Origin of the sequence: Methylopila capsulata, from assembly GCF_016907975.1 — a bacterium.
GTDB classification, from domain to species: Bacteria; Pseudomonadota; Alphaproteobacteria; order Rhizobiales; family Methylopilaceae; genus Methylopila; species Methylopila capsulata.
In genome coordinates this window covers 353,416-367,269 of record NZ_JAFBCY010000001.1, presented here as the reverse complement: position 1 = coordinate 367,269, position 13,854 = coordinate 353,416, and the positions used below count along the sequence as shown (strand labels likewise).

Annotated in this window: 14 protein-coding genes; 5 read left to right on the top strand and 9 right to left on the bottom strand. The window is 68.9% G+C overall.

Features of this window, described 5'->3' with window-relative positions:
• Positions 1–3: 3 nt before the first annotated feature.
• The gene (locus tag JOD31_RS01705; protein WP_204948586.1) at positions 4–783 is read right to left on the bottom strand and encodes an SDR family oxidoreductase; all 780 of its coding nucleotides are present in this window, start codon (positions 781–783) and stop codon (positions 4–6) included.
• Positions 784–1,101: 318 nt separating this feature from the next.
• On the opposite strand from JOD31_RS01705, the gene cysD reads away from it, so the two are divergent.
• The 3 genes from cysD (at position 1,102) to JOD31_RS01690 (ending at position 4,399) form a co-directional block, all read left to right on the top strand.
• The gene (gene cysD / locus JOD31_RS01700) at positions 1,102–1,953 is read left to right on the top strand and encodes a sulfate adenylyltransferase subunit CysD (RefSeq protein ID WP_246482346.1); all 852 of its coding nucleotides are present in this window, start codon (positions 1,102–1,104) and stop codon (positions 1,951–1,953) included.
• Entirely contained in the window at positions 1,953–3,860 is a 1,908-nt protein-coding gene (gene cysN / locus JOD31_RS01695) for a sulfate adenylyltransferase subunit CysN (RefSeq protein WP_204948584.1), read from the top strand. Before cysD ends, cysN begins: the two co-directional genes overlap by 1 nt.
• A 71-nt stretch (positions 3,861–3,931) precedes the next feature.
• Positions 3,932–4,399 (top strand): MgtC/SapB family protein, encoded by a 468-nt coding sequence (locus JOD31_RS01690; RefSeq protein ID WP_204948583.1) that lies wholly within the window; start codon positions 3,932–3,934, stop codon positions 4,397–4,399.
• 285 nt (positions 4,400–4,684) lie between these two features.
• Here the strand turns inward: JOD31_RS01690 and JOD31_RS01685 are convergent, their stop codons facing one another.
• The 3 genes from JOD31_RS01685 to JOD31_RS01675 all read right to left on the bottom strand — a co-directional run bounded on the left by JOD31_RS01685 (position 4,685) and on the right by JOD31_RS01675 (position 6,359).
• Positions 4,685–4,999: a hypothetical protein gene (locus JOD31_RS01685; protein WP_246482301.1), complete on the bottom strand. Its 315-nt coding sequence runs from the start codon at positions 4,997–4,999 to the stop codon at positions 4,685–4,687.
• A 44-nt stretch (positions 5,000–5,043) separates the two neighbouring features.
• A complete protein-coding gene (gene cobF / locus JOD31_RS01680; protein ID WP_204948582.1) occupies positions 5,044–5,811 on the bottom strand; it encodes a precorrin-6A synthase (deacetylating) in 768 nt (255 codons plus the stop codon).
• A 98-nt stretch (positions 5,812–5,909) separates the two neighbouring features.
• On the bottom strand, positions 5,910–6,359 hold the full coding sequence (locus tag JOD31_RS01675; RefSeq protein WP_204948581.1) for an RrF2 family transcriptional regulator: 450 nt from the start codon (positions 6,357–6,359) through the stop codon (positions 5,910–5,912).
• Positions 6,360–6,546: 187 nt separating this feature from the next.
• On the opposite strand from JOD31_RS01675, the gene JOD31_RS01670 reads away from it, so the two are divergent.
• A complete protein-coding gene (locus tag JOD31_RS01670; protein ID WP_204948580.1) occupies positions 6,547–7,248 on the top strand; it encodes a dihydrofolate reductase family protein in 702 nt (233 codons plus the stop codon).
• A 9-nt stretch (positions 7,249–7,257) separates the two neighbouring features.
• On the opposite strand, the gene JOD31_RS01665 is transcribed toward JOD31_RS01670, so the two are convergent.
• The 5 genes from JOD31_RS01665 to JOD31_RS01645 form a co-directional block, all read right to left on the bottom strand.
• Complete coding sequence (locus tag JOD31_RS01665; RefSeq protein WP_204948579.1) at positions 7,258–8,520, bottom strand: serine hydroxymethyltransferase; 1,263 nt, start codon at positions 8,518–8,520, stop codon at positions 7,258–7,260.
• 134 nt (positions 8,521–8,654) lie between these two features.
• Complete coding sequence (locus JOD31_RS01660; protein ID WP_204948578.1) at positions 8,655–9,344, bottom strand: class I SAM-dependent methyltransferase; 690 nt, start codon at positions 9,342–9,344, stop codon at positions 8,655–8,657.
• Positions 9,345–9,347: 3 nt separating this feature from the next.
• Complete coding sequence (locus JOD31_RS01655; RefSeq protein WP_204948577.1) at positions 9,348–10,484, bottom strand: CaiB/BaiF CoA transferase family protein; 1,137 nt, start codon at positions 10,482–10,484, stop codon at positions 9,348–9,350.
• A gap of 10 nt (positions 10,485–10,494) precedes the next feature.
• The gene (locus JOD31_RS01650) at positions 10,495–11,658 is read right to left on the bottom strand and encodes an acyl-CoA dehydrogenase family protein (RefSeq protein WP_204948576.1); all 1,164 of its coding nucleotides are present in this window, start codon (positions 11,656–11,658) and stop codon (positions 10,495–10,497) included.
• A gap of 102 nt (positions 11,659–11,760) precedes the next feature.
• A complete protein-coding gene (locus tag JOD31_RS01645; RefSeq protein ID WP_204948575.1) occupies positions 11,761–12,699 on the bottom strand; it encodes a LysR family transcriptional regulator in 939 nt (312 codons plus the stop codon).
• Between the two features lie 145 nt (positions 12,700–12,844).
• Here JOD31_RS01645 and JOD31_RS01640 point away from each other — a divergent pair, with 145 nt between their 5' ends.
• Positions 12,845–13,822 carry a tripartite tricarboxylate transporter substrate-binding protein gene (locus JOD31_RS01640; RefSeq protein ID WP_204948574.1) on the top strand — a complete coding sequence of 326 codons (978 nt, stop codon included), beginning with the start codon at positions 12,845–12,847 and terminating at the stop codon, positions 13,820–13,822.
• The last annotated feature ends 32 nt before the right edge of the window (positions 13,823–13,854 follow it).

The window sequence follows — 13,854 nt, the reverse complement described above, 5'->3', positions numbered from 1 at the left end:
TCGTCAGAACGCCCCCGGAAATCCGCCGCCGTCGATCAGGATGTTCTGCCCCGTGACATAGCCGGCCTGGGCCGAGCAGAGGTAGGCGCAGAGCTGGCCGAACTCCTCCGGCTGGCCGAAGCGCTTGGCCGGATTGCCGCCGCGGCGCTTGTCCGCGACCTCCTCCGGCGTGACCCCCAGCAGCTTCGCCTCCGCCGGAAAGCCCCCGCGCAGGCGGTCGGTGTCGAACATCCCGGGCAGGATGCCGTTGATCGTCACGTTGCGGTGCGCGACCGTCCGCGCCACGCCGGCGAGGAAGGCGGTGAGGCCCGCGCGCGCGCCGCTCGACAGGTCGAGGCCTACAATCGGAGCCTTCACCGAGGCCGAGGTGATGTTGACGATGCGGCCGAAGCCGCGCTCCGCCATGCCGTCGATCACCTGCTGGATCAGCTCGATCGGCGTCACCATGTTGGCGACCACGCCCTTCAGCATGGCCTCGCGGTCGAGCTCGCGGAAATCCTTGCGGGGCGGGCCGGCGTTGTTGTTCACAAGGATGTCCGGGTTCGGCGCGGCGGCGAGCAGCGCGGCCTGGCCTTCCGGGGTCGCCACGTCGCCGACCACCGGGATCACCTGCGCGCCGGTCGCTTCGCGGATTTCGGCCGCGGTCTTTTCGAGCGACGCGCCGTCGCGGCCGTTGATGATCACGGTGCAGCCTTCGGCGGCGAGCGCCGTCGCGCAGGCGCGGCCGAGGCCCTTGCTCGACGCGCAGACAATGGCGGTGCGGCCGGCGATGCCGAGGTCCATGGGGGGCTCCTTTGCGTGGGTGTCCGGCTACGCCCCAAGGCGCGCTCGACGTGGCTCCGGACCTAGGTCACTGTGCGCCTTGCGTAAAGCGTGGGGGCGGTTGAGCGCCCCGTCAGGCGGCGGGCGCCGGCCTTGTCTGGAAATTTTCGCACATTTGATCGATTTGCTGTAAGCGAGTGCGCCGAACGCTGCGGCCGCATGGCTTTGCCTCTCGTGCGCCATGCGTTTCGCGCCCGCTTCCTATTCGAAAGGCCCGCATCCGTGTCGATCGACCGTCAGTCCCATCTCAAGCGGCTCGAGGACGAGAGCATCCACATCATGCGCGAGGTGGCGGCCGAGTTCCACAACCCGGTGATGCTGTATTCCATCGGCAAGGACTCGTCGGTGATGCTCCATCTCGCGATGAAGGCGTTCTACCCGTCGAAGCCGCCGTTTCCGCTGATGCACGTGGACACGACCTGGAAATTCCGGGAGATGATCGCGTTCCGGGACGAGACCGCGCGGCGGCTCGGGCTCGAGCTGATCACCTGGACGAACGCCGAGGGAAAGGCGGCGGGCGTCAACCCGTTCGACCACGGCTCCTCCTACTACACCCACGTCATGAAGACCGAGGCGCTGAAGCAGGCGCTGACCCACTACGGTTTCGACGCGGCCTTCGGCGGCGCCCGACGCGACGAGGAGAAGTCGCGCGCCAAGGAGCGCGTGTTTTCCTTCCGCACCGAGACCCACGCCTGGGACCCGAAGAACCAGCGGCCGGAGCTCTGGCGGCTCTACAACGCCCGCATCCACAAGGGCGAGTCGATCCGGGTGTTTCCGCTCTCCAATTGGACCGAACTCGACATCTGGCAGTACATCCTCGCCGAGGAGATCCCGATCGTTCCGCTCTACTTCGCGGCGAAGCGGCCGGTGGTCGAGCGCGACGGCATGCTGATCATGAAGGACGACGACCGGCTCGTGCTCAAAGACGGCGAGACCGTGCAGGAGCGCCTCGTGCGGTTCCGGACGCTCGGCTGCTACCCGCTGACCGGCGCTCTGGAGTCCGACGCCGCGACGCTTCCGGAGATCGTGCGCGAGATGCTGATCGCGCGCACGTCGGAGCGCTCGGGACGGCTGATCGACCACGACGAGTCCGCCTCGATGGAGAAGAAGAAGAGGGAAGGGTACTTCTGATGGCCGAGCTCGCGATCGCCGAGAAGGCCGAGGCCTTCGTCGATTACCTCGCCGCGCAGGAGCGCAAGGGCCTGCTGCGCTTCCTCACCTGCGGCAGCGTCGACGACGGCAAGTCCACCCTGATCGGACGTCTGCTCTACGACACCAAGCTGATCTTCGAAGACCAGCTCGCGGCGCTCGAACGCGACAGCCGGCGCCACGGCACGACCGGCGAGGACATCGATCTCGCGCTGCTCGTCGACGGGCTCGAGGCCGAACGCGAGCAGGGCATCACGATCGACGTCGCCTACCGCTTCTTCACCACCGACAAGCGCAAGTTCATCGTCGCCGACACGCCCGGCCACGAGCAGTACACCCGCAACATGGCGACCGGCGCCTCGACGGCCGACGTCGCCGTGCTGCTGGTCGACGCCCGCCACGGCGTCGCGGTGCAGACCCGCCGACATGCCTTCATCGCCTCGCTGCTCGGCATCCGCCACGCCGTGCTGGCGGTGAACAAGATCGACCTCGTCGACTTCGATCAGGATCGTTTCGAGGAGATCCGGGCCGACTTCGAGTGCTTCGCCGAGGGGCTGAAGTTCGACACGCTGGTCTCGATCCCGCTGTCGGCGCGTTACGGCCACAACGTGCTCGGCCGCTCGGACAGCATGCCCTGGTACGAGGGGCCGACGCTGGTCGAGCACCTCGAGACTGTCCAGATCGAGGATCGCGTCGGCGACCAGCCGTTCCGGATGCCGGTGCAGTGGGTCAACCGGCCCGACCTGAACTTCCGAGGCTTTTCCGGCACGATCGCGAGCGGCGCCGTTCACGTCGGCGACAGCGTGGCCTCGGCGGTCTCCGGCCGGACCTCGACGGTCGCGCGGATCGTGACGATGGACGGCGACCTGCCCGAAGCCGGGGCGGGCGACGCGGTGACGCTGACGCTCGCCGACGAGATCGACGTCTCGCGCGGCGACCTGCTTGCGGCCGCCGACGCCCGGCCGGACGTGGCGGATCAGTTTTCGGCGCATCTGGTCTGGATGAGCGACGTTCCGCTGTTTCCTGGCCGCCCCTATCTCATCAAGATCGGCGCGAAGTCGATCACGGCGAGCGTCACGGAGATCAAGCACAAGATCGACGTGAACAGCTTCGAGCAGCTCGCAGCGAAGGAGCTTCACCTCAACGAGATCGGCGTCGTCAACGTCTCGCTGTCGGCGCCCGTCGCCTTCGACCCTTACGAGCGGAACCGCGACACCGGCGCCTTCATCATCATCGACCGGCAGACCAACGCGACGGTCGGCGCCGGCATGATCGATTTCGCCCTGCGGCGGGCGACCAACATCCATTGGCAGGCGCTCGACGTCGACAAGGCGTCGCGTTCGGCGCTGAAGGGTCAGAAGCCCGCGATCCTGTGGTTCACAGGCCTGTCCGGCGCGGGCAAGTCGACCGTGGCCAACCTGGTGGAGAAGCGGCTCCACGCCATGGGGCGGCACACCTATGTGCTCGACGGCGACAACGTCCGCCACGGTCTCAACCGCGACCTGGGCTTCACCGACGCGGACCGGGTGGAGAACATCCGCCGCGTGGCGGAAGCCGCCAAGCTGTTCGTCGACGCGGGCCTCATCGTGCTCGTGTCGTTCATCTCGCCGTTCCGCGCCGAGCGCCGGATGGCCCGGGATCTGGTCGGGGCCGACGAGTTCCTGGAGGTCTTCGTCGACACGCCGATCGACGTCTGCCGCACGCGCGATCCCAAGGGCCTTTATGCCAAGGCCGACGCCGGCCAGATCAAGAACTTCACCGGCGTCGACAGCGCCTATGAGACGCCGGAGCACGCGGAGATCCGCCTCGACACGGTCGCGGCGACCCCGGAGCAGATGGCGGACGAGGTGATCGCGGAACTGAGGACGAGAGGACTGATCGAGGTCTGATTACGCGCTCGTCGGACGATCCTCGCGCCTTATGTGGTTTGTGAGGATCGCCGGAAACGACGGACAGCGCGATGCGCGAGCTTACGGACCCCTACTTTCTCGACGCGTGCCTGCGGCTCGCCGCCGCCGCGGGCTGCGGGATCGCGATCGGCCTCAATCGCGATCTCAAAAGCAAGCCGGTCGGCATGCGCACGCTCGGACTGGTGTCCGTCGGGGCGGCGCTCATCTCGTTGTCGGCTCTGCAGGCTCCGGAACTGCGAGCCAACCCGGACGCCTACAGCCGGGTTGTGCAGGGAATCCTGCAGGGCGTGCTCACCGGGATCGGATTTCTGGGCGCCGGCGCCATTCTCAAGCGCGCGGACGGGCCGGAGATCAAAGGCCTCACGACAGCGGCCGCGGTCTGGGCGACCGCCGCGCTTGGCGTCGCCTGCGCGCTCGCCGAGTGGCCCCTCGTCGCCGTGGGCCTTGCCGTTACGCTGGCGGTGCTGATCGTTCCCAAACGCGTCGCGGGGTGGTTCGGTCGCGACGATGCGGACTGAGAGCGTCCAGCGTAAACAATCATGGCGCCGCTTGAGTGGGCGGCGCCATGATCAGTTGATTCGAGATCAGCGCGAAGCTGACGAACTTTCGGTCCGTTCTTCTTTTTGGAGCGCGTCGGCGATCAACGATCTGAGAGTGATGATCCGATCGCTCGGACGTTCGTGGTTCGGCCTAGTCTCTTTGTCGTGGGTCGTTCGTTTCATCTGCCCGCCCTTATTTCTCTCCGTTGCTATAACAACGCGTGTCGAGCGTTAAGGTTTCAAGCGAAGATCAGGCGCGCAACATCACCATTGGTCGTCCCTGTCGGCTTCCTTGCAGGTGTAGCCGATGAAGCAGTCGGGATCGTCGGACGCGCGGACCCAGGCGGCTTCCGTGACTTCAGTCGACTGGCAGAAACGGCCGTCGCGAACGAAGCGGTCGTAGGTGCGCGGCCCCGTGCTGAGGACCGCGGCGCCCGAACGCTCGAGCAGCGCCTGCAGGCGCGCGCAGGACAGCGAGGGCGCATAGGGGCGGCTCTGCGCCGCTGCGGGCAGCGCGGCGCCCAGGACCGTCAGCAGGACGACGGCTCGGGAGAGGCGATGGGGTACGCGATGGGTCATTGATGCTGAACGCCGCAAACGCGTGGGGGTTTCAGGGGGCCAGTTCAGCTTTTTGGTTCGTCCCGGCGCAGAAGATAGGAATCCATGATCCAGCCGTTGGCCTCGCGCGCCTCGGCGCGGCGACGCACGATCTCCCCCGCGACGTCCTTCAACCGGCCGGAGATCAGAATCTCGTCCGGCGTGCCGACATAGGCGCCCCAGAAAATCTCGAAGGCGTCGCTTTCGGCGAGCGCCTCGTAGGCGTTCTCGGCGTCGAGCATCACCACCACGCTGTCGACGTCGGCGGACAGTCCCGCGGCGAGCCGGCGGCCCGTGGTGATCTCCACGGGCGAGCCGATCCGGTTCAGCGTGGTGCGGTGCTTCGCCACCAGCGCCTGGATGCTGCTGATCCCGGGGATGACCTCCCACGTGATGTCGTGTCGCCCGCTGTCGGCGATCGCGCCGACGATCCGGATCGTGCTGTCGTAGAGCGAGGGATCGCCCCACACGAGGAAGCCGCCGCATTCGCCGTCCGCGAGTTCGCCGATCAGTCGCTCGAACACGTCCTGTTTGCGGGCGTTGAGGTCCTGCACCTGCCCGGCGTAATCGCCATCGCGGTCGCGCTCGGGACTAGCGGCCTCGACGAAGCGGTAGGGCCGCTCGGTGAGGTGGCGCCGGCAGATTTCCCTGCGCAGCGCGATGAGCTTGTCCTTGGCCGGACCCTTATCCATCAGGAAGACCGCGTCGACCTGGTTCAGCGCCTTCACCGCCTGCAGGGTGAGATGGTCGGGGTCGCCCGCGCCGATTCCGATGATCTTGATCGTCTTCGCCACGGCGTCCTCCAGTCCTCGTCGACGCCGCCTCTTAGCAGCCCTGGAGGCTCGGGAGAACGCGACGTCTCGCCGATCGGCGGGCGCTGACCCCGCTCAGGTCAGATCTGGTAGACGAAGCTCGTCATGCCGTCGCCGCCGAGGTCACGCATCTCGGCGAGGCTGCGATGGTCGAGCACGCCGGCGATCGCCTCGCGCACCTCGAGCATCATCATCCTCACCTCGCAGCGTCCGATGTCTTCGCAGTCCTGGCATGGCGAAAAGGCGGAGCGGCTGGCGCAGGGCAGCGGCGCGAGCGGCCCGTCGAGCACGCGGAGGATCTCGCCGACGGTGATGCCCTCTGCATGCTGCGCAAGCATGTAGCCGCCGGATTTCCCCTTCTTGCTGCTGAGCAGCCCGGCGTTGCGCAACTCGCCGAGAATGGCGTCGAGAAACTTCTTGGGAATGCCGTTCCGTTCGGCGATCTCCGCGACGAAGGTCGAGCGTCCCGGCGGCAGGCCCGCCAAGTCCACCATCGCCTTGAGACCATACTTGGCCTTCTTGGTCAGCATGGGAGCGCGCTCACACGGTCGGGCAGGGCACAGGACGCATCGGACATAATCACTCTATGGAATAAATAGACATTGGCGGCAAGTGAGCGGGATGACCCGCGCCGCATGGCCCCGCTTGGGGCGCTGGCCTTTCGGCCGACGCGCGCTAGCTCGACCCGTCCGTCCACGATCCCGACCGGAGCGATCGATGAAGCCGCACGTCACCTGCCTGATGCTCACCTCGCTCGACGGACGGCTCGGCTCCGGGCGCTCCGGCGAGGGCGCCGAGGCGGAGATCAAGGCGCGCGGCCGCGCCTTCGAGGCGGCGCACGACGAACTTGGCGGCGACGGATGGATCATCGGCCGCGTCACCGCGCAAGAGATGTCGAAGGCCTTACCGCACCCGCCGGCGAAGCCGGGACGGCCCGCGCGCCCGGTGCACGTCGCCCGCCGTGACGCCGGGGCCTACGGGATCATCCTCGATCCCGCCGGCAAGGTGCACTTCGCGACCGGCGACCTCGGCGGCGACCATGTGGTCGTGCTGCTCGCCCGCGACGTCGACGACGCCCATCTCGCGGAGCTCTCGGCGGACGGCGTGTCCTACGTCGTCTCGGACGGCCCTGAGATCGATCCCGCCGCCGCGCTCGACGTGCTGGCCCGCGCGTTCGGCGTGAAGCGTTTGCTGCTGGAGGGCGGCGGGGGGATGAACGGCGCCTTCCTCAAGGCCGGCGTCGTCGACGAGGTGGTCGTGCTGGTGTGGCCCTCGATCAATGGCGTCACCGGCGAGCGGGCGATCTTCGAGGCGGGCGAGGAAGGGCTCGCCAACAGCCTCTCGCTCGAACTGACCAGCTTCGAGGCGCGCAACGGCGTGGTCTGGCTGCGCTACGCGGTCTCGCCCCGGACGCGCTGAGGGCGGCGCTCAGCCGTAGATCGGGAAGGCGCGGCAGAGCGTGCGCACCTCGTCCCGGATCGCGGCGAGCGCCGCTGCGTCGGATGGGGCGGTGACGGCGGCGGCGATCCAGTCGCCGATGCGGCGGAACTCGTCGACGCCGAAGCCGCGCGTCGTTCCTGCGTTGCTCGACAGCCGAAGGCCCGACGGCGCCTCGGCCGGCCGCGGATCGAACGGGATCAGGTTCTTGTTGGCGGCGAGGCCGGCGCTCTCCAGCGCCTTTGCGGCCACGTCGCCGTCGATGCCTTGGTTCACGAGATCGACCAAGACCATGCTGGTGTCGGTCCCGCCGCCGACGAGGCGCACGCCGGCTGCGGCCAGCGTGTCGGCCAGCGCGCGGGCGTTGGCAACGGCCGCCACGTTGTAGGCCTTGAACTCGGGACGCAGCGCCTCGCCGAAACAGGCGGCTTTGCCGGCGACGACGTGGAGCATCACCGAGCCCTGCACGCCGGGGAAGATGCCGTAGTTGATGCGGTCCGACAGCGTCTCGTCGTTCCAGAGCGCCATCGCCCCACGGGCCCCGCGCAGCGACTTGTTGGTGGTCGATGTGACCACATGGGCGTGCGGGAACGGGTCGGGGTAGACGCCCGCCGCGACCAGCCCCGCGAAATGGGCCATGTCGACCATGAGCCAGGCCCCGACCTCGTCGGCGATCGCGCGGAAGCCGGCGAAGTCCAGCGTCCAGGCGTAGGCGGAACCGCCGGCGACGATGATTTTCGGCCGATGCTCAAGCGCGAGCGCGCGGACCTCGGCCAGATCCACCCGCTCGGTCTCGCGGCTCACGCCGTAATGGACGATGCGGTAATCGCGCCCCGTCAGCGTCGCGGGATGGCCGTGGCTGATGTGGCCGCCGGCGGAGGTCTTCATCGACAGGACGACGTCGCCGATCGCGAGGAGGCCGAGAAACACGCCGTTGTTGGCGTTGGAGCCGGAATGCGCCTGCACGTTGGCGTAGCGGCAGCCGAACAGGCGCTTCACCCGGTCCAGCGCCAGCGCCTCGACGGCGTCCGCGAACTCCGCGCCGCCGTAGTAGCGGGCGTAGGCGAAGCCCTCGACGGTCTTGTTGGTCATGACCGAACCCTGCGCCTCCAGCACCAGCCGGGACACGAGGTTCTCGGAGGCGATCAGCTCGATGCCGTCCTGCTGGCGTTCGAGCTCGCCGCGCAGCGCCGCGGCAAGCTCGGGATCGGCGTCGAGCCCTTCGGTGAAATAGCCGTCGTGAAGCACGGACATGACGATCGAACCTCCGAAGCCGTAGCGTCGCGGCGAGTCGTTCGCCGCAACTGATCAGCCCAAGTCATCGGGGCTTCGGAGGTCTGTCGCAACCGTCCGTGACGCCGTTATGGATCGTTGGACCCTTGAGGACCTCACCGCCTCCGCAGGCGATGCATCCGCAGCGGCTGGCGCAGGGTGGAGCCGAGAGGCGTGGGCTCCGAGAGTTCAGCGAACAGCCGCTCGACCTCGCCGCGGGCGGCGGGAAGGGCGCTTCGGCGCGCCGAATCGACCGCGACCAGACGCTCCAGGAACTGCTCGACGTCGCGAAACGGCTCCACGCGCTCGAACTCCTCGACGGATCCCAAGACCAACGGCCCGCCGCCGGCGCAGGCTTCGTCCAGCGCCGCCTGCGCGGCGGCGCGGATCGCGGTCTCGTCCTCCAGCGGCCGCATGGCGTCGAAGAACGTGCCTTCGGCGAGCGGCTCCACGATCACGATCGGCGCGTCTGGCGCGGCGACGCGGGCGATCTCGGCGAGGGCGGCGGCGAGGCTCCCGCGCGGCACGTGGTGCAGGCTGTTCAGCATCACCACGCCATCGAAGCTGGCGTCGGCGAAGGGCAGGGCCTCGGCGCCCGCCTGCTCGACGCGGAGGTCCGGCGCGGCCCGGCGCGCGGCGGCGACTGCGGCGCCGTCGGGATCGACGGCCGTCATGCGCGCGCCCTGTCGCGCGAGCGCCGCCGACAGCCGGCCGTGCCCGCAGCCGACGTCGAGGATCGCTCGGCCCTCGACGGGGCCCAGCGCGGCGAAGATTTCCGTCACCGTGTCAGCCGCGCGGCGCGCCACGGGTCAGACTTCCGCCGGCGCAAGCGCCGCCGCGACTTCCGCGCGGATGGCCGCGGTGTGCTCGCCAAGCTCCGGCGGGCGGGCGCAGGTGGTGGCGGCGGTGAGCGGCGAGGTCGGCAGGTCGAAGGTCTCGCCGGATGCCAAGGTCGCCGTCATCCGGGTGAGGGCGGGATGGGAAGCCATGTCCCGCACGTCGGAGACCTTGGCCCAGGCGAGCTGGTGCGCCTCGAGCCGCTCGATCATCGCGGCGCGGGTGGCGGGGCCGAAGGTCTCCTGGATGATGGCCGCGAGCGCCTCGCGGTTCTCGACCCTGAGAGGATTGTCGGCGAAACGCGGATCGGCCACGAGGTCGGGGCGGCCCAGCGCGCCTTCGCAGAATCGCACCCATTCCGCCGGGCTCTGCACCACGATCACGACGCCGCCGTCGACGCAGTCGGCGACGTGATAGGGGAAGATCGACGCGTGGCTGAGGCCCGTGCGGGGCGTGATGCGGCCCTGGTGCTCGTAGTGCAGGAACGGCACCGCCATCCACTCGGCCATGGAGTCGAACATCGCGATCTCGATCGCCTTGCCGCGACCGGTGCGCTCGCGCTCGTAGAGCGCCTGCAGGACGGCGGCGTGCGCGTTCATGCCAGTGCCGATGTCGGCGATCGAGACGCCGACCTTGACCGCCTCGTCGGGCGTCCCCGTCACGCTGCAGATGCCGCTCTCGGCCTGCACCAGCATGTCGTAGGCGCGAAGGCCCCGCGCGGGCGTCGACTGGCGGTAACCGACGATGTCGAGCGCGATCAGCCGGGGATGGCGCGCCACGAGGTCCCTGGCGCCGAGGCCGAGCCGCACGCTGGCCCCCGGCGCGAGATTCTGCACGAACACGTCGGCCTTCGCGACCAGCGCATGGGCCAGCGCGAGGTCCTCCTCGGACTTCAGGTCGAGCGCGGCGCTCTCCTTGCCGCGGTTGAGCCAGGCGAAATAGGCGCTGATCCCCTTCACGCTGCGGTCGTAGTGCCGCGCGGTGTCGCCCTCGATCCGCTCGAGCTTGATCACCCGGGCGCCGGCGTCGGCGAGCCGCATCGTGCATGTCGGGGCGGCGACCGCCTGCTCCAGGCTGACGACGAGGAGGCCTTCGAGCGGACGGGTCATAGGGAATCCTTCAGTACGAGCGGGGCAGGCCAAGGACGTGCTCGGCGATGTAAGACAGCACGAGGTTCGTCGAGATAGGCGCCACTTGGTAGAGGCGCGTCTCCCGGAACTTGCGCTCCACGTCGTACTCCTCGGCAAAGGCGAAGCCGCCATGGGTCTGGACGCAGGCGTTGGCGGCCTCCCATGAGGCGTCGGCGGCCAGCATCTTCGCCATGTTCGCCTCAGGCCCGCAGTCGAGGCCGGCCTCGAACTTCTCGGCGGCTTCGCGCACCATCAACTCGGCCGCCCGCATCGCGGCGTAGGCCTTGGCGATCGGAAACTGGACGCCCTGGTTCTGGCCGATCGGCCGCCCGAACACGCTGCGCTCGCGGGCGTAGGCCGTCGCCTTGGCGATGAACCACTTGGCGTCGCCGACGCACTCGGAGGCGATCAGGATGCGCTCGGCGTTCATGCCGGAGAGGATGTAGCGGAAGCCCTTGCCCTCCTCGCCGACGAGGTTTTCGGCCGGCACGCGGACGTCGTCGAAGAACACCTCGGTGGTGGCGTGGTTCATCATCGTGCGGATCGGCCGGATGGACATGCCGGCCTGCTTCGCCGCCGCCATGTCCACCACGAACACCGACAGCCCGTCCGTGCGCTTCGCCGCCTGCTCCTTCGGCGTGGTGCGGGCGAGCAGCAGCATCAGGTCGGAGTGCTCGGCGCGGCTGGTCCAGATCTTCTGGCCGTTGACGACGTAGTGCTCGCCGTCGCGGCGGGCGAAGGTCTTGATCGAGGAGGTGTCGGTGCCGCTGGTCGGCTCCGTCACGCCGAACGCCTGCAGGCGAAGCGCGCCGGAGGCGATGCCGGGCAGGTACCTCGCCTTCTGCGCGTCGCTCCCGTGCCGGAGCAGCGCGCCCATGATGTACATCTGGGCGTGGCAGGCCGCGCCGTTGCAGCCCTGCAGCTGGATTTCCTCCAGCACCGCTGCCGCGGCCGAGAGCGGCAACCCGACGCCGCCATACGCCTCGGGGATGAGCACGGAGAGATAGCCGGCCTCGGTCAGCGCCTCGACGAAGGCGGAGGGGTAGGCCATCTCGCGATCGAGCCCGCGCCAGTACTCGCCCGGAAACTGCGCGCAGAGCTTGGCGACGCTGTCACGGATTTCCGCATAGGTTTCGCGCGCGGCTGTCGTCATGGCGTGTCGTGCTCCCTGGTGACGGGAAGCGTTAGCGGCGTCGAGCCATGCCCACAAATAGCAATCGTGGCTTTGAGGTATCGCGTTCTGATCTAGCTCGCGTCACGCCCGGTCCGGCGCAAGCTTGTGGCCGAGCCAGACGCCGCGCCCGACGAGGTCGGCCGCGATCTCCATGAAGGCGTCGCCGACGAAGCGGGCGGCGGGGCTGACGGGACGGTCCGCGGGAAACGCCAGCACGACGCGCCGGGTGGGGGCGGGATCCACCAGCGGAGCGGCGGAAAGCTCGCCACGCTCGACCTGCGCGTAGATCGGCGCGAGCGGCAGGATGGTCGGCCCGAACCCGCCGCGCACCAGCGCGATCATGCCGCCGAAGGAATCCGCCTCGACGCTGGCCGCGAGCGTGATCCCGGCCTTGCGGGCGCAGTCTTCGACGATCGCCCGCAGGCCGTGGCGTGGACTCGGCAGCACCAGGTCACGCCCGGCCAGGCTCGCGAAGGCGACCGCCTCGCTCCGCTCCAGCCCTTCCGCGCCCGCGCCGACCAGGAGGAGGCTTTCGGTCATCACCGGGCGGATGCGCAGCGAGCGCATCGGCTGCGGGTCGTAGGAGATGCCGATGTCGACCTCGCCTCGTTGGAGCCAATCCAGCACGTGGCCGGAGAAGGCCGACGCGAACCGGATGGCGAGCTGGGGATGCTCGCGCTTCACACGGGTCGCGAGCGGAACCGTCGCGATCTCGGCGACCGTGGACGTCATGCCGATGGTGACCGCGCCGCGGTAGGACGAGCCGCCTCCCGAGGTCGTGGCGCGGATGGCGTCGAGCTCGGCCATGATGCGGGTGGCGTGGGCCAGCACGTCGCGCCCGACGTCGGTGATCTGCATGCCGCGGCCGTGGCGTTCGAACAGAGGCTGGCCGATCTCCTGCTCAAGCATGCGGATCTGGCGGCTGAGCGCGGGTTGGGCGATGCGCAGCCGGTCTGCCGCCTTGCTCAGGCTGCCGAGCTCGGCCACGTGGATCAACGTCTTGAGCTGGTGGACGTCCATGCCGCGGGACCTATCGCCGAATGCTAAAGCTGAGTTCGCGATATAACATTTCTCGATGGTCACGCCCTCCGCTACCTCTTGAGGTCGAGGCGTCGCTCGACCGACGCCCGTGACAGGTCCGAAACAGGGCCGATGGGAGGATGGAATGGTGTTCAGGCGCCTGGCCGCGGCGGTGGCCTTCGCTTTCGTTTCGACGGTCGCGCCGGTGTCGGCGCAGGAGTTTCCCAAGGGACCGGTGACAATGCTGGTGCCGTTCGCGGCCGGCGGGCCCACGGACGTCGTCGCGCGGCTCGTCGCCCGCGTGATGGAGAAGGAGCTGGGGCAGCCGGTGCTGGTCGAGAACGCGACGGGGGCCGGCGGCACGCTGGCGTCCGGCCGGCTCGCCCGCGCCACGCCGGACGGGCAGACGATCCTGCTGCACCACATGGGGATCACGACCAGCGCCACGCTCTACCGCAAGCTCGCCTACGCCCCCAAGACCTCCTTCGGCTTCGTCGGCCAGGTCACGACCGTGCCGATGCTGCTTGTCAGCCGGCCGAATTTCGAGCCGGCCGACTTCAAGGCGCTGCTCGCCTATATCAAGGACAACAAGGACAAGGTCTCGCTCGCGAACGCCGGCCCCGGCGCCGTCAGCCACATCTGCGGCATGCTGTTCATGCAGCTGACCGGCGTGAAGCTGACGACCGTGCCCTACAAGGGGACCGGTCCCGCGATGACCGACACCATGGGCGGCCAGGTCGACCTGCTGTGCGACCAGACCACCGGCGCGACCGGCCCGGTGAAGACCCACAAGGTGAAGGCCTACGCCACCGCGACCGCCGAGCGCATCCCCGTGCTGCCGGACGTGCCGACCGCGGCCGAACTCGGCCTGAAGGGCTTCGAGGTCGGCGTCTGGCACGGCATGTACGTTCCCGCCGGGACGCCTGCGCCGGTGACCGACAAGCTCAACGCCGCATTGAAGGCGGCGCTGCACGATCCGGAGACGGTCAGGCGCTTCGCCGAACTCGGCACCGCGCCGGTGTCCGACGCAGAAGCGACGCCCGAGGGCCTGAAGGCCAAATACTTCGCCGAGATCGACCGCTGGGCCCCGATCATCAAGGCCGCCGGCGAGTACGCCGACTGATCGTCGCTGCAGGCGGCCCGCGCCCTGTCGCG

Excerpts from the sequence above, each read along its gene's own strand:
- JOD31_RS01705 (WP_204948586.1), bottom strand. The coding sequence starts at position 783 with ATGGACCTCGGCATCGCCGGCCGCACCGCCATTGTCTGCGCGTCGAGC.
- cysD (WP_246482346.1), top strand. The coding sequence starts at position 1,102 with ATGCGCGAGGTGGCGGCCGAGTTCCACAACCCGGTGATGCTGTATTCC.
- cysN (WP_204948584.1), top strand. The coding sequence starts at position 1,953 with ATGGCCGAGCTCGCGATCGCCGAGAAGGCCGAGGCCTTCGTCGATTAC.
- JOD31_RS01690 (WP_204948583.1), top strand. The coding sequence starts at position 3,932 with ATGCGCGAGCTTACGGACCCCTACTTTCTCGACGCGTGCCTGCGGCTC.
- JOD31_RS01685 (WP_246482301.1), bottom strand. The coding sequence starts at position 4,999 with ATGACCCATCGCGTACCCCATCGCCTCTCCCGAGCCGTCGTCCTGCTG.
- JOD31_RS01675 (WP_204948581.1), bottom strand. The coding sequence starts at position 6,359 with ATGCTGACCAAGAAGGCCAAGTATGGTCTCAAGGCGATGGTGGACTTG.
- JOD31_RS01670 (WP_204948580.1), top strand. The coding sequence starts at position 6,547 with ATGAAGCCGCACGTCACCTGCCTGATGCTCACCTCGCTCGACGGACGG.
- JOD31_RS01665 (WP_204948579.1), bottom strand. The coding sequence starts at position 8,520 with ATGTCCGTGCTTCACGACGGCTATTTCACCGAAGGGCTCGACGCCGAT.
- JOD31_RS01655 (WP_204948577.1), bottom strand. The coding sequence starts at position 10,484 with ATGACCCGTCCGCTCGAAGGCCTCCTCGTCGTCAGCCTGGAGCAGGCG.
- JOD31_RS01650 (WP_204948576.1), bottom strand. The coding sequence starts at position 11,658 with ATGACGACAGCCGCGCGCGAAACCTATGCGGAAATCCGTGACAGCGTC.
- JOD31_RS01645 (WP_204948575.1), bottom strand. The coding sequence starts at position 12,699 with ATGGACGTCCACCAGCTCAAGACGTTGATCCACGTGGCCGAGCTCGGC.
- JOD31_RS01640 (WP_204948574.1), top strand. The coding sequence starts at position 12,845 with ATGGTGTTCAGGCGCCTGGCCGCGGCGGTGGCCTTCGCTTTCGTTTCG.